This is a genomic window from Bacillus sp. 0209A, assembly GCF_036765095.1.
Classification (GTDB): Bacteria; Bacillota; Bacilli; order Bacillales; family Bacillaceae; genus Bacillus; species Bacillus subtilis_G.
This window is the reverse complement of sequence record NZ_JBAIZV010000002.1, coordinates 861,874-880,106: the sequence shown is the minus strand read 5'-3', so window position 1 is coordinate 880,106 and position 18,233 is coordinate 861,874. Positions and strand designations below refer to the sequence as shown.

Here is an 18,233-nt window from a genome sequence, read left to right as displayed (position 1 = left end):
TAACGCTTACGCTTCTTGGCCTACAGTTTCGTCTTCAATACCAAGTTCTTGTTTAATCCAGTCATAACCTTCTGCTTCGAGACGCTGTGCAAGTTCTGCACCGCCGGATTTTACAACGCGGCCTTGCATCATAACGTGAACAACATCCGGAGTGATGTAGTTTAACAGGCGCTGATAGTGCGTGATCATCAGGCAGCCGAAGTTTTCGCTGCGCATTTTGTTGATCCCTTTAGATACAACTTTCAGAGCATCAATGTCAAGACCTGAGTCGATTTCATCAAGGATGGCGATTCTCGGTTCAATCATCATTAATTGAAGGATTTCGTTGCGTTTTTTCTCTCCGCCGGAGAAGCCTTCGTTAAGGTAGCGCTGAGCCATTTCAGGGTCCATTTCAAGGAACTCCATGTTTTCGTCCATTTTGCGGATGAATTTCATGAGAGAAATTTCATCGCCTTCTTCTCTGCGCGAATTGATTGCTGAACGAAGGAAGTCGGCATTTGTCACACCGCTGATTTCACTAGGGTACTGCATCGCAAGGAATAAACCCGCCTGCGCGCGCTCGTCCACTTCCATCTCCAGTACATCTTTGCCGTCAAGCGTGATGCTGCCTTTTGTTACTTCATATTTAGGGTGCCCCATAATAGCAGCTGAAAGAGTGGATTTACCAGTTCCGTTCGGTCCCATTACTGCGTGGAACTCTCCGCCTTTTATTTCAAGGTTTACACCCTTTAAGATCTCTTTCCCTTCGATTTCAACGTGAAGACCTTTGATCGTTAATGTTGAAGCAGCCATATCTATACCTCCAAAAATATATAATCATTATTCTCATTTTATTCTCATTCTAATTTTATAACAAATGAAAAGTAAATACAACTTTTTATCGTGCCTTGCACATTTCTCAAGTTTAACAAAGATCAGCACTTTATTAAAGCGATTGAAAAAGAAAAAGAGTGGATTCCCACCCTTTTTTAGAAGATTGATTTTCTCAATAAGCTCCCGCAGAAATCCGCTTGCTCTTTGCATAATCAAGCTCTCTCTGCCGCTCTACTTTCATTCTTGTTTCCAGCCGGCGTCCGTATTCCTCGTATCCAATTCCGTGAGACAGCTGCATCGCTTTTTCCATTTCTGACGTATAATCGAGGTTCAGTCTATCCTGGCTGTTGCAAATAATGAATCAATCCCTTCATTTATTTGCTTCTATTGTATCAGCGCTCTGATGGATGCCGCAAAAAGGATATGGCTTGAAATAGCGGCAGATGAGACGAAAGCATCCTTTTAGAACAAATGAGAATCGTTTTTCGGAATATTCCTTCTCTTAATGCGTGGTGTTTCCGAATTCCTCTATGCACTGCTGTACAACTGTCACACCCTGGCTAAGAGCCGCTCCGCCTCCAAACGCCGCTGCCACACTGACAGCTTCGAGAATATTCTCTTCTGTCGCTCCCTCATCCAGACAGCCTTTTGTATGATAGATCATACAATATTCATCCTGGGCATTGATGGCGATTCCAAGGGCGATCAGCTGTTTTTCTCTTTCAGTCAGTGAGTTTCCGGCAAAGCATTGTTCAGTAAACTCGTTGAACTTTCTCCCCATCAGCGGCATCTTTTGTTCGAATGTGCCTAGACCTAATTTATATTGTTTTAGCGCGTCCTGCATGCTTCCTCTGTCTTGATTCAAAGAAAATCCCTCCATCTGTTTAACATTCCTTTTTATTATGAACAGCTTTTAGGAAAATACCCGAAAAAAACCCCGGATTTCTCATCCGGGGTTTCACCGTGTCAGCAAACCCTCGCATTCGTTGTCAGACCTCCGCGTTGGTGCTCACGAATTACAACATTCGCTCTGCTCCAATGCTCGTTCTTCCTAGACTTCAAGGGTTTTCAATCACGCTGAAAAGATGACAAAGCCATAAAACGAATATCGTTTTATGGCTTTGTCAATAATTGAACCCCGGATTTCTTATCCGGGGTTTCAGTCTTATTCAGATACAGGAAGCACAGCTCCGTCGTATTTTTTCTCGATGAAGTCTTTGATCTTTTTAGAGTGAAGAACTTCCATCAACGCTTTAATCTTGTCAGAATCTTCTTCGCCTTTTCTTACTGCGATGATGTTAGCGTATGGGTTGTTTTTCGTTGCTTCCACTTCAATCGCGTCTTTTTTAGGATTTAATTTACTTTGGATCGCATAGTTTACATTGATGAAGACCGCGTCTCCTTCTTTGTTATCATATGCTTTTGCCGTTAATTCAGGCGCTACCTTTTTGAATTCAAGATTTTTCGGGTTTTTCTTAATGTCTTTCAATGTTGCGTCAACTGTTTCGACTTTAGAATCAAGTGTGATTAATCCAGCATTTTCAAGCATTGCAAGCATACGGCCTTGTTCAGCGACGTTGTTTGTCAGGATAATGGTCGCGCCGTCTGGAAGGTCTTTCAGTGATTTGTATTTTTTAGAGTAAATACCAAATGGCTCTAAGTGAACAGCACCGGCATTCACAAGTTTGTAATCTGTGTTTTCTTTCATTTCTTGGTCAAGGTAAGGAATGTGCTGGAAGTAGTTCGCATCCACTTCTTTATCAGCTAAAGCTTTGTTGTACATCTTGTAATCACTAAGCACTTTCACTTTCAGCGTGTAGCCTTTTTCTTTCAACAGTGGTTCAGCTTCTTTTAAAATTTCCGCATGCGGTGTTTTTGTCGCAGCAACGACAATTTCTTTCTTACCAGATTCGGCGTTATTCGAACCGCAGGCAGCCATAACTCCTGCAAATACAAGCAGTAATGCACCTAAAAATAGCTTTTTCAATGTAAATCCTCCCTTATCGTTTGTCTATAATATTTGTTATGACATCACCGATGATTTGAATAATAAACACGATGATTAAAATAAACACAGTAGCAACGAAGGTCACATCAGTATTATTCGACTGATAGCCTTCTACGTACGCAAGGTTTCCAAGGCCGCCTGAACCGATGGCTCCGGCTATTGCCGTTGAGCCGATCAAAGCGATCGCCGTAACCGTGATACCAGAAATAAGAGCCGGCATAGATTCCGGAAGCAGCACTTTGAAAATAATCGTAGACGTCTTAGCTCCCATTGATTTAGCGGCTTCAATAACACCTTTATCCACCTCACGGAGCGCGATTTCAGCAAGGCGCGCGTAAAACGGTGCCGAGCCGATAACCAGCGCCGGCAATGCGGCGTTTGGCCCTAAGATCGTGCCGACCAAAAACTTCGTAAATCCTAGCAGTAAAATAATTAAAATAAGGAACGGAATCGACCTGAATATGTTGACAACGGCCGCAATCACAGAGTTGATCGTTTTATTCTGCCAGAGGCTCCCTTTACTTGTCAAAAAGAGCAGCAAGCCGAGAATCACCCCGATGACAAAAGCAAACAGCAAAGAGATCAGCGTCATATAAAGGGTTTCATATGTCGCGTTCCACAATTCTGTTAAATCAACGTTCGGGAAGTATTTTTCAAACATTCGTGATCACCTCTGCTTTCACCTGTTTGTCATTAATAAACCCGATCACGTTTTGCACTTCTTCCTCGTCTCCGTCAATATGGATAAACAGTGAACCGTAGGCTCCATCCTTCGTCTGCGAGATTTTCCCTTGCAGAATATTGACGCTGACATTAAAGTTTCTGATCATCTCTGTAATCAGAGGCTGTTCAGCCGAATCACCGACAAATGTGAGCTGAACCATTTTTCCTGATGCTGTTTCATCAAGAAGGTGCTGAAGCGTTTCTTTCGTTTCTTCCGGCTCTGTCACCTGCTGAACAAACCGTTTTGTCATGTCTTCCTTCGGGTTTTTGAAGACATCGAGAACTTCGCCTTCTTCCACAACCTTTCCGTTTTCCATGACAGCGACTCTGTTGCAGATTTTGCGGATCACATGCATTTCGTGCGTGATCAGCACAATTGTCAAACCGAGTCTATCATTAATATCGGACAATAGATCCAAAATTGAATCTGTCGTTTGCGGATCTAGTGCTGATGTCGCTTCATCACAAAGGAGAACCTTCGGATTGTTTGCGAGCGCTCTGGCGATTCCGACACGCTGCTTTTGTCCGCCGCTCAGCTGAGACGGATAAGATTTTTCTTTTCCTTCTAAACCTACCAGTTTAATCAGTTCATTGGCGCGCTTGATACGCTCGCTCTTTTTCACCCCGGCAATTTCCAGAGGAAACATGATGTTATCTCTGACGGTCCGCGACCAAAGCAAATTGAAGTGCTGGAAAATCATGCTGATGTCATGGCGTGCGTTTCTTAACCCGCGTCCGTTTACTTCATTAATCTTGGTTCCCGCCACTTCCACGGTTCCTGAGGTTGGTTTCTCAAGGCCGTTCAGCAGACGGATTAAGGAACTTTTACCAGCTCCGCTATATCCTATAATTCCAAAAATCTCACCTTTTTTAATGGAAAGCGAGACATTTTGGACAGCATTGACATCTCCATGTTTCGACTTATACACTTTTGAAACATCTTGAAGATTGATCAAAGCAATCACCTGCCTTAACACTATTCTAAGAAATCTTCCGGGGTTTTCTGCAAAAGAAAAACCTTTCTGCACACTTGAGCAGAAAGGCTTATATAAAATGCCTTTCTCTCATCTTTCAAAGCTGAACGCTTCGTGTGAATTGGCACCATTTCAACAGTGTTGATGGTTGCCGGGCTTCATAGGGCACTTCCCTCCACCTCTCTTGATAAGAGAAATATATAGTCTTTTTCGTCCGGAAATTCTTAATGTAGAATAGCATGGCGGATGATTGCATGTCAATAAAATAAATGATGTCAACTTTTACTATTATAATAATTTGCTATTTTTTAATTATTCACAATCCTCTGAAAAAAACCATTCGTCAGCCAAAGAATCGCTTCAAGCTTTAACAGGGCTCTGAAGGACCCCTTGACTTTTAGGCTTCCGCTCTGAATCAGATGCTGAAGGGAAATGTCTCCGTGCAATAAATGAATGATTTCGGATTGGTTTCCGTAAAAGGTCAGGTTGGACGGTTGGCGCGGAGAAATTTTTTTCATTTCTCCCTGTTCGTTTATTGAGACGGTTAAGGCTTCTGTTTCTCCTTGGAAGGTAATAAGCAATGTTGAAGCGCTCAAAAGGGGTTTTAAAAACAGATGCTGATACTCATCTTCCAAAACTTCCGCTTTCTCCATATGTACAACCTCCTATTTGTTGGTCATACATAGACATTTCTCTCTCTGGCGCACGAACCCCTTTATAAAACGAACGACAATTTCATTGGAATGCGCTGAGAAATATGTCATAAATGGGATGCGGAAGATGATTTTTGTTTGATCAGCTCATATAAATAAGAAACGGAATGAAACGCATATCCTCTTTCAACCACTTTTCCTCCTTTAAACAGCAGAAAACAAGGGACGCTTTCAATTTGATAGGCTTTTGCGAATGTCGGAGAGTAATTGACATTGTTTTGATAGAAGGCGACATCAGGCAGCATTTCTTTCACCACTGTCAGCATTTTGCTTGCAAGCTGGCAAGTGCCGCAAAACGGAGTATATAAATACAGAAGATACACATCATCAGCAATGTGCTCAAGCTCGTGTTCCTGGAGTTCTTTCATGCTATACACCTCGGGACTTTCTTTCAAGAAAAATAGTATGGACATTCAGATTCGCGCGCAGCAATACAGAGGCGACGTGGTGTCTGGGCGCAGCCGCCACTTCTTTATAGGCTCTGTCGATATGCAGATGGCAGGCTTCGTTAAATTCTCTTTTCAGTTGTTTTCTCAATTTCTCGCCTGATTCGTCAGCATCCACTAATATATAGACGTCTTTATCATAAAGCTCGTCAGCCAATTCCTCAAGCCTCAGCTGGCTGATTGTTCCGTTTGTGCAGATAATGCGCACCGGTTCATCCAGGACGCTTTCGATTTTCTCTTTATCTGATTTCCCTTCGACAATCATAACCTTTTCCAGCTCATCCATCTTCATCTTCTTCACCTGCCGCGTCAAATTTGAAACGTTCAGATTGTAAAAGAAGGCAGTGAAATTCACCGCCAACATTAACACCAGCCGTTTTCGTAGTCACAATCCACATATTTTGCGTCGTTTCCCGAGACCACATCGGCTGTCTTATAAAATTTCTCATTTTCAAAGGAATAACCGGACTTAAGCTCATATTCATTCATGCTTGTCATTTGGCCGATCCTCTCATTTTCATGATATAACGAGAGCCGGCCATGTTGAAAGCGGCCTGTCACATCATTGGTGACATCGAGCTTTTGTTTGCTGAAAGCCATATTGGACACCTCCCATAACGTTAGCGTGTCCAATTGCCTTTACAGCTATCCTGCTTTAGTCTTCCTGTGTCATCTCTTCGTATTGCTCTGCTGTCATCAGTTTTTCAATTTCAGAAGCGTCAGACGGCTCAACGACGATCATCCATGCTTTTTCGTACGGAGATTCGTTTACGAATTCCGGACTGTCATCAAGATCTTCGTTAATTTCCACAACAGTTCCGTTAATCGGCGCATAAAGCTCAGATACCGTTTTAACGGATTCAACACTGCCGAATGGCTCGTCCGCTTTGATTTCAGCGCCCACTTCAGGAAGTTCGACAAACACGATATCGCCTAGCTCGGACTGGGCAAAATGCGTAATCCCGATTCTGGCTTTTTCTCCTTCAACTTTTACCCACTCGTGTTCTCCTGAGTAACGCAAATCTTTAGGTATGCTCAATTGAATCCCTCCATTTTTTACAGCACTATAATAAGAAGATACCATACTTTTCAAAAAAAATTGACATTAAGCCCAGTTTTCTTCAAATTGGTCTTCTTTAAAACCGGCTGTCACTTTTTCGCCGTCTGTTGTAAGCGGTCGTTTGATCAGCATTCCGTCTGAAGCCAGCAGTTCAAGCTGTTCGTCCTCCGACATGTGATACAGCTTTTCCTTGAGATTGAGCTCGCGGTATTTCATGCCGCTCGTGTTGAAAAATTTTTTGAGATCCAGTCCGCTTTTTTCATAAAGCGCTTTTAGTTCTTCTTTGCTTGGAGGCTGCTCTGCAATATGTATTTCGTTGATTTCTTTTCCATGCTCTTCAAGCCATTTCTTTGCTTTGCGGCACGTTCCGCATTTAGGGTACCAGTAAAAAGTTAACGACATCTTCTTCCCCCTCAATAAAATAATCGAGGTTATTTTAACACAGTTTGTTTTAAAAACCTAAAACAGTGCTTCTTTGAAAGGGCTCCGCATGCGGAGCCCTCAAATTGTTGACAAAATCCTAAAACGGGTTTTGTTTTAGGATTTTGTCATCTATTCAGCGTGATTGAAAACCCTTGTAGTCTAGGAAGGACGAGCATTGGCAGACTTTCACAGGATGTGATGACGGCGGTGTTTAGGCAGGACGCCTAAGCATTTAGCCGCCGTTCCTTTCGTCATTCGTGAGCACCAACGCGCAGGACTGACAACGAATGCGAGGGTTTGTCGACACGCTGAGAGCTCCGCGCATGCGGAGCTCTTCGCCAATCAGACAATATATTTTTCAGCCTCAAAAACGCCCGCTGCCGCTTCGCGTTTTTTCTGAATCACGTTTTTAGGTGTTACGCGCGTCAGCTTGCGCAGAGCGGAAAGCATCATGCGGAGTGAATCTCCTTCTTCCATTGCGATGAGGGATTCCTTCGCGTGCGCTTCAATTTCGTTAAAGGCCTCCTGAACGAAAATTTCAGTATACAGCACCTTTTGCGCCGCTTTTTCTCCGCCTTGCGCGGCAATGGCCTTTTCCGTTCTCAGCACGGCTGACTCCATCGCGTACACATTGTTGACGATGTCCGAGACGTTGACGAGAATTTCCTGTTCGCGATCGATGGCTTTCCCGTATTTTTGCGCGGCGAGACCGGCGGCGAACAGCGCGATTTTTTTAGCTTGTTTGACAATATATTTCTCCTGCTCTAAAACGCCGCTGCCAGGCTCTTCAGGCATAAGCATCATGAGTTCTTCCTGCAGCGTTTGCGCTTTTTCAAATAGAGGCAGTTCGCCTTTAAGCGCTTTTTTCAGGAAGGTGCTTGGCACGATTAACCGGTTGATTTCGTTTGTCCCTTCAAAAATCCGATTGATCCTTGAATCCCTATAGGCTCTTTCCACTTCGTACTCCTGCATAAAACCGTAGCCTCCATGAATCTGCACGCCTTCATCAACGATATAATCAAGCGTCTCGGAGCCGAATACCTTATTAAGAGAGCATTCGATGGCATATTCGGCAATCGACTTGGCAATTTGGCGGCCGTCCTTGAGATCTTCGGCCGTAAACTGGCTCATATTGTCTTCAAACAGCCCGACGGTTCTGTACACAGAGCTTTCCATCGCGTACAGCCTTGATGCCATTGTCGCGATTTTTTCCTGTGTCAGCGAAAAGCCCGCAATCGGCGTTTTAAATTGGCGGCGCTGGTTCGCGTATGCCGCGGACAGCTCGATCACCCGCTTAGATGCGCCGATTGAACCAACCGCCAGCTTGTAGCGGCCGATATTTAGAATATTAAAGGCGATAACATGCCCTTTGCCGATTTCGCCAAGCAGGTTTTCCTTTGGCACTTCAGCTTGATCTAAAAGGAGGGTTCTTGTCGATGACCCTTTGATCCCCATTTTCTTTTCTTCCGGACCCGTAGATACACCCGGGAAATCTTTTTCTACAATAAAGGCTGAGAACTTTTCGCCGTCTACCTTAGCGTAAACAACAAATACATCAGCAAAGGCAGAGTTGGTAATCCACTGTTTTTCCCCATTTAACACGTAATGCGTACCCGCTTCATTCAGCACGGCTGTTGTTTTTGCTCCAAGGGCATCAGATCCGGATCCCGGCTCAGTCAGTGCATAAGCCGCGATCTTTTCGCCTGAAGCGAGCCCGGGCAAATATGTTTTCTTTTGTTCTTCTGACCCGAAAAAGACGATCGGCAATGATCCAATGCCGACATGCGCGCCATAAGAAAGCGAAAAGCTTCCCGCACGCGAAAATTTTTCAGTGATGAGTGCCGAGCTGATTTTATCAAGACCGAGCCCTCCGTACTCCTCCGGCACATCGGCGCCAAGAAGCCCGAGTTCGCCCGCTTTCTTTAACAGCCTGACGGAATGCTCGAATTGATGGTTTTCGATGTCATCTATATGAGGGAGCACATCTTGCTCGATGTAGTCCTCTGTTGTTTTCGCAATCATTTTATGCTCGTCAGTGAAATCCTCCGGTGTATACATTTGATCGTATGTGATATCCTCGATTAAGAAACCGCCGCCTTTTTGTACTTCAGCCGCTTTTTTTGCCATTTATTTTTCCCCCTTTAGCATAATTCAAATACACCGGCCGCTCCCATCCCGCCGCCGATACACATTGTGACGACTCCAAATTGCTCGTTTCTCCGTTTCATTTCATGAATCAGTGAGAGTGTAAGCTTTGTTCCTGTACAGCCAAGCGGGTGTCCAAGCGCGATTGCGCCCCCGTTGACATTCACTTTTTCTTCGTCAATACCGAGTTCTCTGATGACTTGAATGGCTTGAGATGCAAAAGCTTCGTTCAGTTCAAACAAGCCGATGTCCTGCAGTTGAAGCCCGGCTAGCTGTAAAGCACGCGGAATGGCTTCCACCGGCCCGATGCCCATCACTTCCGGAGGCACGCCGCCTACTGCAAAGGAACGGAATTTCACAAGCGGCGCCAAACCCAGCGCATCCGCTTTTTCCCGGTCCATCAGCATAACTGCCGCCGCTCCGTCACTCGTCTGCGAGGAGTTGCCCGCAGTAACCGTTCCATCAACGGAAAAAGCCGGGCGCAATGTTGATAAAATGTCTGTCGTCGTTTTCGGGCGAACGCCTTCATCTTGGGAAAAGACAAACTGTTTTTCCCGCGGCTTATGGTTGTCTCCGACTTCTGTCACCGTCACTTCGACGGGCACAATCTCATCTTTAAATTTCCCCTCTGCAAGGGCTTTGGCCGCGTTCTGGTGGCTGCGAACGGCAAACGCATCCTGATCCTCGCGGGAAACGCCGTATTTTTTCGCGACCTGCTCGGCTGTGTGGCCCATGCTCATGTAATACTCCGGCGCCTTTTCTGCCAATGCGAGGTTCGGACGGGTCACATGCCCCATCATCGGTACCTGCGACATCGATTCTGCTCCGCCGGCGATCGCTGTATCGTAGGCGCCGAGCATAATTTTTTCTGCCGCATATGCGATGGTCTGAAGGCCTGAAGAGCAGTAGCGATTGACTGTGACCGCCGGGACCGTGTACGGCAGCCCCGCAAGCGCGCCGATATTTCTGGCCATATTAAGCCCCTGTTCCGCTTCAGGTGTCGCACAGCCGATAATCAAGTCGTCAATATTGCCTTCGTAGCCGCCTGCCCGTTTCAGTGTTTCTTTTACGCAAATCGCTCCCAAATCATCCGGGCGAACGGTGGCCAACGATCCTTTCTTTGCTTTCCCAACCGGTGTTCTTGCACCTGACACAATGACTGCCTCTTTCATAAGCTCCCTCCTAATTCCGTAAAGGTTTACCTTTCACAAGCATATGCTGCATTCTCGCTTGAGATTTCGCCTCTCCTGCCAAACTCAAAAACGCTTCTCTCTCGATCTCCAATAAATATTCTTCATCAACCTCTGTACCGAACGGCACATGGCCGCCGGCAATGACATAAGCAAGTTTTTTCGCGATCTTGAAATCATGCTCTGATATATAACCGGACAGCTTCATTTGCTCCGCGCCAAGCAAGAGTGCCGCATAACCGGTTTCTCCCGCCACCTTGACCTTTTCTTTTACAGGCGGCCGCCAGCCTGTATCGTATAAAGATGCGGCAAGCTGCTTCGCATCGTACAGCAGGTGGTCCTGATTCACGCTGAAGGGATCCGCTTCTTTTAAGATGGTCATCTCACGAGCCTCTTGGGCGGAAGCGGACACTTTCGCCATCGCAATCGTTTCAAATGTTTTCATTGCCGCATTCATCGGATCAGGTGCGCGGCGGAGATGGTTGATGTACAGCTCTTTGTTTCCTCCTCCGCCCGGGATGAGTCCGACGCCGGATTCCACAAGCCCCATATAGGTTTCGCTTGCTGCTTGAATGCGCGCCGCCGGCAGGCATACTTCGGTTCCTCCGCCGAGCGTCATGCCAAATGGAGCGGCGACAACCGGTTTCGCACTGTATTTGATCTTCATCATCGTCTCCTGGAAACGGCGTATCACGAAATCGACTTCCAGAAAATTGTCATCTTGAACTTCCATTAAGATCATGCCAAGATTGGCGCCAACGCAGAAATTTTTCCCTTGGTTGCCGATGACAAGGCCTTTGTAGTTCCGCTCTGTTTCCTCTAATGCTTTGTTGATCATTTGAATGATATCGAGGCCGATCGCATTGCTTTTTGAATGAAACTCAAGGAGGGCCACATCATCTCCAAGGTCGATCAGGCTTGCTCCGCTGTTTTTCGCAATCACGCCGTTTGTTTCCTTGAGCGTTTGTAAATGAATTCGTTTTTTGTTTTCTTTCACAGCTCTATATTCGCCGCGGTCATAATAAAATACCGTTCCATTTTCTCTGATGTAGAAGGTTTCATTTCCTTTGTCCAGCATGTCTTTGATCCAGTCAGGCATTTTCGCTCCAAGCTGTTCAAGCTTTTCCGCCGACTGCCTGAGGCCGATGGCGTCCCACATCTCGAACGGGCCCAGCTCCCAGCCGAATCCCCACTTCATGGCTTGGTCAATCGCATGAATATCATCGGCAATCTCCCCAAGCAGTTCGGCTGAGTAAAGCAGCGTTTGAGATGTGATTTTCCACAGCAGTCTGCCAGCTCTGTCATCCGAGTAAATAAGCGCTTTCATTTTGGCTTTTGTTCCTTTTGCCTGTTTTGCCGCTTCTAGTGACGCTGTTTTCATTTTTGTCCGTTCGCCATAAGTAAGCGTCACTGGGTCAAGCTCATAAATCGTTTTTCCTTCTTTTTTATAAAAGCCTTGGCCGGCCTTGCTTCCGATCCACCCTTGTTGCAGCATATCGTTCATGAAACCCGGCAGGCGGAATACTTCTTTCTCGTCTCCGTCCGCTTTGTCGTACACATTTCGGGCGACGTGGGCGAATGTATCGAGTCCGACAACATCAAGCGTTCTGAAGGTTGCGCTTTTCGGTCTGCCGATCAGCGGACCTGTGACCGAATCGACTTCCCCTACCTGATAGCCGCCTTTCAGCATTTCTTGGACTGTGACGAGAAGCCCGTACGTTCCAATGCGGTTTGCGATAAAGTTCGGTGTGTCTTTTGCTGTGACGACGCCTTTACCAAGGACATTTTCACCGAAGGCTGTCATAAACTTTAAAATATCAGGGTTCGTTTCCTTAATCGGAATGACCTCTAGCAGCTTTAAATAGCGAGCGGGATTAAAAAAGTGTGTTCCGAGAAAATGGGCTTTAAAATCATCCGACCGTCCTTCAGCCATCTCCTGTACTGATATGCCGGAGGTGTTGCTTGAGACGATGCTGCCAGGCTTTCGATGTTCATCTACAAGAGCGAATATTTGCTTTTTGACTTCAAGGTTTTCGACAACGACCTCAATAATCCAATCTGCTTCTTTCAGCTTTGCTGCATCATCCTCCAGATTGCCAGGTGTGATATAGGAGGTATTTTCCGCTGATGTGAGAGGAGCGGGCTTTTGTTTCAGCAGTTTTTTCATCGCCTGCCGGCTCAGCCTGCTGCGCACCTCCGAACTGTCCTTCGTCAGCCCCTTTTTTTCCTCTTCCTTTGTCAAATCGTTCGGCACAATATCAAGCAGCAGGACAGGAATGCCGATATTAGCCAAATGCGCAGCAATCCCGGAACCCATTACCCCCGATCCTAAAACGGCTGCCTTCCGAATGTGTTTGTGCATGAGATATCCCCCTTGAACATTGAATGAATAATCATTCATTTTTTGAACAAAAAAAATGAAACCCGTTTCTTCTTTCATCTTAAAAGATTTTCGCTTCGACTTCAATAGCTAATTTGTTATTTTTTTGCATGAAGCTTATAAAAGACGGGCAACTTAAACCCGGAGGTGAAGGGAATGGTGCGAGAGAAAAAAGATCCGTCTTCAGCGGCAGTCAGCGCGGCGAGCGTGAAAGGTGATGCCGGTCCGACTCAGCATTACGGCGGCGGAAAACGGACAAGTCAAAATCAGCAATATAAAAAACATAACATGGAACAATCATGACGCAGCTGCTTCCCGCGGCTGCTTTCATTTTTTCAAAATTCCTTTCAGCACAAACACTGCATTGGCAGGCCGTTCGCCAATTCTTCTCATAAAGTAGCTGAACCAGTCCGTTCCATATGGGACATACACTCGCATTCTGTACCCTTCCTTAGCCAGTTCCTTCTGCCGCTCCAGCCTGATGCCATATAGCATTTGAAACTCAAATTGTGACGCTGGGATCTGATGTTCACCCACGAACTGTTTTGTAAACGCAATGATGTCATCATCATGTGTGGCGACAGCCGTGTAGTTCCCGCTTAACAGCTGCAGTTTTATTAAACTCTGAAAATGAAGGTCTGTTCCTTTTTTGTCAGGGAATGCCACAGCCGCAGATTCTTTATAAGCGCCTTTCACAAGTCTGAGATTCGGCTTTAAGTCATGCATATTTCTGATATCTTCTGCCGCCCGGTACAAATAGGCCTGAATCACCGTGCCGAGCATTTCAAATTCCTGTTTGCATTGCCTGTAGATAGCGAGTGTCTGTTCATAATGAGAATAGTCTTCCATATCAATCGTCACAGCAACACCATATTGCCTCGCAGCGGATAGAATGGCACGCAAATGAGAAAGGGCAAGTTCTTCTGAAAGATCAAGCCCGATTGAAGTCAGCTTGAGTGAAAGCTCTGAGTCCAATTGATGCTGGGCAATGGCTTGAATGGCTTTCTTGCATTCCTCTGCGACTTGCTTCGCTTCTTTTTCTGACGCTGCATACTCGCCTAAATAATCAATTGTTGCGCACAAACCGGATCTATTTAGCCTTTTGACAGCCTTAACCGCCGATTCAATTGTATCCCCCGCGACAAACCTTCGTGCTCCAAGCCGCGGCCCGTATGCTTTTGCGAACTTGGTAAGTGCTTTATTTTGAGATAAGAATAAAAATATATGTCTCAACATCCGACTCCCTCCTGCCGCCATTTTCAAAACACCTGCATATAACTCCCGGACTAAAGGAAACTATATATTGAACAGAAAACCAAAGGAGGATCACAATGGATAATCAGCAGCAATCACAAATGCCGCCTTCCGTTATTTCGACAAAAGATCATTTGTATCTGAATGACATGCTGAACTGGAATTTGCTCGCGATGAAAAAAGCGCATTTCATGGCGCAAAAGTGCCAGGATCAATCGTTAAAACAAGAACTCGACCGCGTCGGACACATGCATCATGACCACTATCAAAGAATATTAAAGCACCTGCAGCCAGGCCAACAGCGGTCCGGCTACATCCAATAAGGAGGCGCCAGAATGAATCAGCAAAATCAGAAAATCAGCAACCCGGAGACACCTGTACCGACAACTTCGGAGATGAATGACAGAGATTTCGTCAACGAACTGCTGACAACAGAAAAATATATGACAACTGCGTATTGTACAGCCTTGAACGAATTCAGCCATGAGTCTCTCTATCAGGATATTCAAACCATTTTTGATGAGTCACAAAAAACGCAAAGAAAACTGTATGACCTCATGTTCCAATATGGATGGTATTCTGTCGAAGCGGAGGATGCCCAAAAGCTGCAGCAGTCCTACCAAAAATTCCAGCAGACCATTCAGCAGCAATCTCCTTATCAGCAATAAAATACATGAGCAAAAAGGATACGATGTGTTTCAGGGCATCGATCCTTTTTTTATGTGAAATTAGTTGACTTTTTATTAACGCTTATTTATATTTAATATATATTAATTATTTTACTATCTTAAATATAAATACAGTTTATGCAATAGAGGGGAAATGAACATGAAGAGTGCGGATCAGTTAATGTCCGATATTCAATTATCACTTCAGGCGCTCTTTCAAAAGATACAGCCTGAAATGCTGGAAAGCATGGAGAAACAAGGAATTACCCCAGCGCAGCTGTTTGTGCTGGCCAGCTTAAAAAAACACGGCAGCCTCAAAATTTCTGAAATCGCCGAGCGGATGGAGGTCAAGCCAAGCGCTGTGACGTTAATGGCAGATCGCCTTGAACAAAAAAATCTCATCACCAGAACACACAACACAAAAGACAGGCGAGTGATTGACATCAGTCTGACTGATGAAGGAGACGGAAAGTTCGAGGAGGTTTTGGCAGGCAGAAAAGCCATTATGGCGCGATACCTTTCCTTCTTGACGGAGGAGGAAATGCTTCAGGCGGCGCGTATTACAGAAAAGCTCGCACAGGCTGCAGCGGAAACGGATTGAAAAGCAAAACATGAAAAGAGGAAACGGATGAAATGAGTAATGAAGGCAAACAATCAAAACGGACGTTATTAATCACAGGCTTAATTATTGCCATGTTTTTTTCAGCTCTTGACGGTACCATTGTCGGAACGGCCATGCCGAAAATTGTCGGTGATCTGGGCGGTTTGAGCATGATGACCTGGCTGACAACTGCATATTTGTTAACATCAACAACTGTCGTTCCGATTGCCGGTAAACTGGCCGATTTATTGGGACGGCGTATTGTCTATGTATCAGGTTTGATTATTTTTATGGCAGCTTCCGCTTTGTGCGGAATGGCCAACAATATGACAGAATTGATTATTTTCCGCGGACTGCAGGGAATCGGCGGAGGCATTATGATGCCGATGGCGATGATTGTCATCGGTGACTTGTTCACTGGAAAACAGCGCGCTAAATTCCAAGGGGTCTTTGGCGCGATTTACGGGCTGGCTTCAGTGATTGGACCGCAAATCGGCGGTTGGATTGTAGACTCGCTAAACTGGAAATGGGTTTTCTATATTAACCTTCCAGTCGGAATTATTGCGGTTATTTTTATTGCCAGAGGGTTGCAGGGCCGCCAGCAGACTGGTCCGATCAACTTCGATATCGCTGGGATTTTCACGATGATAGTCGGGATTGTCAGCCTCCTTCTCGCCTTAAGTTTTGGCGGAAAAGATTACGCGTGGGGTTCATGGCAGATTCTTGGCTTGTTCGCACTCGCGCTGATCGGCATTGTCAGCTTTATTATCGTAGAATCAAAAGCAAAAGAGCCGATCCTGCCAATGTATCTATTTAAAAACAGAACGTTTACATTTTTAAACTTGATCGGTTTCTTTATGAGTATCGGCATGTTTGGTGCAATTACGTTTGTTCCTTTCTTTATGCAGGGAATTGTCGGTGTAAGCGCGTCTGAATCAGGCACGATTATGACACCGATGATGATCTCAATGATTATTACAAGTATTATCGGCGGCCAGCTGGTTTTCAAAATCGGCATTAAACCGCAAATCATTACAGGCATGCTGATTATGGCCGGAGGATTCCTGCTGTTAACGACTTTGGGTCTTGATACGAGCAAGCTTGTCGCTACATCGTATATGGCGATTATTGGTCTGGGAATGGGTCTGGTTATGCCGATTCTGACACTGGCTTTACAGGAAAGCTTTTCGAAAGAAGAGCTTGGGGTTGTCACATCATCCAGCCAATTCTTCCGTTCTATCGGAGGAACATTCGGCATTACCATGCTTGGAACTGTAATGAATGCGAGATCAGGAAACTTATTAACAGATAAACTGGTGCCATATTTAGACTCACTTCCGGCACAGGCAAGCTCATTTGCCAACCAGCTAAAGAGTATGATTGATACAAATCCGCAAGGGCTGCTGCAATCACTGTTCAGTCCGGACGCATTGAAACAAATCCCTGCGGCTTTCTCATCCCATATTATGCCGATTTTAAAAACATCGTTGATGGATTCGCTCCACAGCGTGTTTTATACAGGCCTGATCTTTATCGCAGTCGGAGCCGTATTTACCTTATTCTTAAAACCTATCAAGCTATCGAATAAGAAAACGGATGAACAAGTAAAAGAGAAAGCGGCACAAGCCGTTGAATCACCTTCACATTAATAGAGCGCCCCGCGGGTCCAACCCGCGGGGTTTTTTATTCAATCATCTGAGCCCTTCCATTTCCGAAGGACCAATCCTCATCCTGATTTCCGGCCAGTATGATAAACACATCTTCTTTTCTTACACCAAGCCCGGATTGAATCCGGCTTGCGATTGAGTGGTAAAGCGCTTTTTTCTGTTCAGTTGTTCTTGAATCTTTCAACGTAAAATGAATGTATATCAGTTCATCAGTACGCTCGACCCGCAGATAAGACGGATCATAAAAAAATTCACTGTTTTCATATTGCCTGATGACTTGAAAATAGTCATCTTCCGGCACATTGATTTCTTCGATCATCGATTGATGGATGGTCCTGCTTAGTTTTTGAAGCCACGCTTCACTTCTTCCCGCCCGTAAATGAATCTGTACAAATGGCATCCCCCGCATCTCCTCTCTTTACAGCGTCTGTCCGCTGTCAATTGTGATGATTTGGCCTGTAAGTGATTCCTGTTCAACAAGCGAACAGATCAATTTGGCGACATCATCCGGTTCAGCAATACGCTGCAGCAGCAAAGCGCCGATCATGCTTTTCATTTTTTCTTCCCGGCCAGCCCACCATCTCGTTGCGACAGCTCCCGGTGCAACACCGCTCACTCTGATTTCGGGCGCTAAGGCGTGGGCCAATGATTTCGTTAAACCGTGCACCGCCGATTTTGACACTGCATAAGGCATAGATGAACCCGCCCCGGTTAACCCTGCGATGCTGCCGACATTCACGATCGCTCCAGCCTTGCTTTTTTTCATGAACGGAACCACTGCCCGCGCGCAGAAAAACATCCCTTTCACGTTGACAGCGTACAGCTCATCCCAGACATCTTCTGTCGCCGCTTCAAGATCATCCATTGGAATATGCCGTGTAATGCTGGCGTTATTGACTAAAACATCAATCGTGCCGTGCGTTTTTACGATCGAGTGAACCATGTCCTGCACTTCGCTGTTTTTTGATACATCTGCTCGTATGGAGAAGGCTTGCCCGCCATCTTTTCGAATCATTTCCACTGTTTCCTCCGCTTCGGATTGCGAACGTGAATAATTCACCGCAACAACCGCTCCGCGTTTTGCCAATTCTATGCTGGCTGCTCTTCCTATTCCTGTTGCGCCCCCTGTTACGAGAGCTATTTTGTTCATGACATTCATTGCCGCCAC

At 45.5% G+C, this 18,233-nt stretch carries 22 protein-coding genes, 1 pseudogene and 1 riboswitch; of the genes and pseudogenes, 5 read left to right on the top strand and 18 right to left on the bottom strand.

Annotated elements, in window-relative coordinates; translation table 11 throughout:
- Positions 1 to 6: 6 nt before the first annotated feature.
- The 15 genes from sufC to V6D44_RS09570 form a co-directional block, all read right to left on the bottom strand.
- Complete coding sequence (gene sufC / locus V6D44_RS09640) at positions 7 to 792, bottom strand: Fe-S cluster assembly ATPase SufC (RefSeq protein ID WP_333516436.1); 786 nt, start codon at positions 790 to 792, stop codon at positions 7 to 9.
- 193 nt (positions 793 to 985) lie between these two features.
- Positions 986 to 1,123: a hypothetical protein gene (locus V6D44_RS09635; RefSeq protein WP_202328068.1), complete on the bottom strand. Its 138-nt coding sequence runs from the start codon at positions 1,121 to 1,123 to the stop codon at positions 986 to 988.
- A 192-nt stretch (positions 1,124 to 1,315) separates the two neighbouring features.
- Positions 1,316 to 1,693, bottom strand: coding sequence for a carboxymuconolactone decarboxylase family protein (locus V6D44_RS09630; RefSeq protein WP_003222796.1), 378 nt, complete (start codon positions 1,691 to 1,693; stop codon positions 1,316 to 1,318).
- A 285-nt stretch (positions 1,694 to 1,978) separates the two neighbouring features.
- A complete protein-coding gene (gene metQ / locus V6D44_RS09625; RefSeq protein ID WP_148964046.1) occupies positions 1,979 to 2,800 on the bottom strand; it encodes a methionine ABC transporter substrate-binding lipoprotein MetQ in 822 nt (273 codons plus the stop codon).
- A gap of 13 nt (positions 2,801 to 2,813) precedes the next feature.
- A complete protein-coding gene (gene metP, locus V6D44_RS09620) occupies positions 2,814 to 3,482 on the bottom strand; it encodes a methionine ABC transporter permease MetP (RefSeq protein ID WP_087991070.1) in 669 nt (222 codons plus the stop codon).
- A complete protein-coding gene (gene metN, locus V6D44_RS09615; RefSeq protein ID WP_202328067.1) occupies positions 3,475 to 4,500 on the bottom strand; it encodes a methionine ABC transporter ATP-binding protein MetN in 1,026 nt (341 codons plus the stop codon). Before metN ends, metP begins: the two co-directional genes overlap by 8 nt.
- A 105-nt stretch (positions 4,501 to 4,605) precedes the next feature.
- A riboswitch (SAM riboswitch) is annotated at positions 4,606 to 4,712 on the bottom strand.
- 114 nt (positions 4,713 to 4,826) lie between these two features.
- Positions 4,827 to 5,171 carry an SCP2 sterol-binding domain-containing protein gene (locus V6D44_RS09610; protein ID WP_087991072.1) on the bottom strand — a complete coding sequence of 115 codons (345 nt, stop codon included), beginning with the start codon at positions 5,169 to 5,171 and terminating at the stop codon, positions 4,827 to 4,829.
- A gap of 107 nt (positions 5,172 to 5,278) precedes the next feature.
- On the bottom strand, positions 5,279 to 5,599 hold the full coding sequence (locus V6D44_RS09605) for a thioredoxin family protein (protein ID WP_024713602.1): 321 nt from the start codon (positions 5,597 to 5,599) through the stop codon (positions 5,279 to 5,281).
- A gap of 1 nt (position 5,600) precedes the next feature.
- Positions 5,601 to 5,963 carry a toprim domain-containing protein gene (locus V6D44_RS09600; RefSeq protein ID WP_176365274.1) on the bottom strand — a complete coding sequence of 121 codons (363 nt, stop codon included), beginning with the start codon at positions 5,961 to 5,963 and terminating at the stop codon, positions 5,601 to 5,603.
- Positions 5,964 to 6,040: 77 nt separating this feature from the next.
- On the bottom strand, positions 6,041 to 6,277 hold the full coding sequence (locus tag V6D44_RS09595; protein ID WP_087991074.1) for a YusG family protein: 237 nt from the start codon (positions 6,275 to 6,277) through the stop codon (positions 6,041 to 6,043).
- Between the two features lie 55 nt (positions 6,278 to 6,332).
- Positions 6,333 to 6,716: a glycine cleavage system protein GcvH gene (gene gcvH, locus V6D44_RS09590; protein WP_010330011.1), complete on the bottom strand. Its 384-nt coding sequence runs from the start codon at positions 6,714 to 6,716 to the stop codon at positions 6,333 to 6,335.
- A 66-nt stretch (positions 6,717 to 6,782) separates the two neighbouring features.
- Positions 6,783 to 7,139, bottom strand: coding sequence for an arsenate reductase family protein (locus V6D44_RS09585; RefSeq protein WP_202328066.1), 357 nt, complete (start codon positions 7,137 to 7,139; stop codon positions 6,783 to 6,785).
- Between the two features lie 363 nt (positions 7,140 to 7,502).
- Positions 7,503 to 9,287: an acyl-CoA dehydrogenase FadE gene (fadE, locus tag V6D44_RS09580; RefSeq protein WP_333516435.1), complete on the bottom strand. Its 1,785-nt coding sequence runs from the start codon at positions 9,285 to 9,287 to the stop codon at positions 7,503 to 7,505.
- Between the two features lie 14 nt (positions 9,288 to 9,301).
- Positions 9,302 to 10,477, bottom strand: a complete 1,176-nt coding sequence (locus tag V6D44_RS09575; protein WP_333516434.1) for an acetyl-CoA C-acetyltransferase — start codon at positions 10,475 to 10,477, stop codon at positions 9,302 to 9,304.
- A 10-nt stretch (positions 10,478 to 10,487) separates the two neighbouring features.
- Entirely contained in the window at positions 10,488 to 12,857 is a 2,370-nt protein-coding gene (locus V6D44_RS09570) for a 3-hydroxyacyl-CoA dehydrogenase/enoyl-CoA hydratase family protein (protein ID WP_333516433.1), read from the bottom strand.
- 174 nt (positions 12,858 to 13,031) lie between these two features.
- On the opposite strand from V6D44_RS09570, the gene V6D44_RS09565 reads away from it, so the two are divergent.
- The gene (locus V6D44_RS09565; protein WP_087991079.1) at positions 13,032 to 13,178 is read left to right on the top strand and encodes a YuzL family protein; all 147 of its coding nucleotides are present in this window, start codon (positions 13,032 to 13,034) and stop codon (positions 13,176 to 13,178) included.
- 24 nt (positions 13,179 to 13,202) lie between these two features.
- Here the strand turns inward: V6D44_RS09565 and V6D44_RS09560 are convergent, their stop codons facing one another.
- Positions 13,203 to 14,111 carry a proline dehydrogenase family protein gene (locus tag V6D44_RS09560; RefSeq protein WP_087991080.1) on the bottom strand — a complete coding sequence of 303 codons (909 nt, stop codon included), beginning with the start codon at positions 14,109 to 14,111 and terminating at the stop codon, positions 13,203 to 13,205.
- Between the two features lie 95 nt (positions 14,112 to 14,206).
- On the opposite strand from V6D44_RS09560, the gene V6D44_RS09555 reads away from it, so the two are divergent.
- The 4 genes and pseudogenes from V6D44_RS09555 to mdtP all read left to right on the top strand — a co-directional run bounded on the left by V6D44_RS09555 (position 14,207) and on the right by mdtP (position 17,047).
- Entirely contained in the window at positions 14,207 to 14,452 is a 246-nt protein-coding gene (locus V6D44_RS09555) for a hypothetical protein (protein ID WP_087991081.1), read from the top strand.
- Between the two features lie 12 nt (positions 14,453 to 14,464).
- Positions 14,465 to 14,797, top strand: a complete 333-nt coding sequence (locus tag V6D44_RS09550; protein ID WP_087991082.1) for a spore coat protein — start codon at positions 14,465 to 14,467, stop codon at positions 14,795 to 14,797.
- 160 nt (positions 14,798 to 14,957) lie between these two features.
- Positions 14,958 to 15,429 (top strand): annotated as a pseudogene (mdtR, locus tag V6D44_RS09545) (MarR family transcriptional regulator MdtR).
- 1 nt (position 15,430) lies between these two features.
- Positions 15,431 to 17,047 carry a multidrug efflux MFS transporter MdtP gene (gene mdtP / locus V6D44_RS09540; RefSeq protein WP_087991083.1) on the top strand — a complete coding sequence of 539 codons (1,617 nt, stop codon included), beginning with the start codon at positions 15,431 to 15,433 and terminating at the stop codon, positions 17,045 to 17,047.
- A gap of 34 nt (positions 17,048 to 17,081) precedes the next feature.
- On the opposite strand, the gene V6D44_RS09535 is transcribed toward mdtP, so the two are convergent.
- Entirely contained in the window at positions 17,082 to 17,465 is a 384-nt protein-coding gene (locus tag V6D44_RS09535; protein WP_202328063.1) for a tautomerase family protein, read from the bottom strand.
- Positions 17,466 to 17,483: 18 nt separating this feature from the next.
- Complete coding sequence (locus tag V6D44_RS09530; RefSeq protein WP_087991085.1) at positions 17,484 to 18,224, bottom strand: SDR family NAD(P)-dependent oxidoreductase; 741 nt, start codon at positions 18,222 to 18,224, stop codon at positions 17,484 to 17,486.
- Positions 18,225 to 18,233 lie beyond the last annotated feature (9 nt).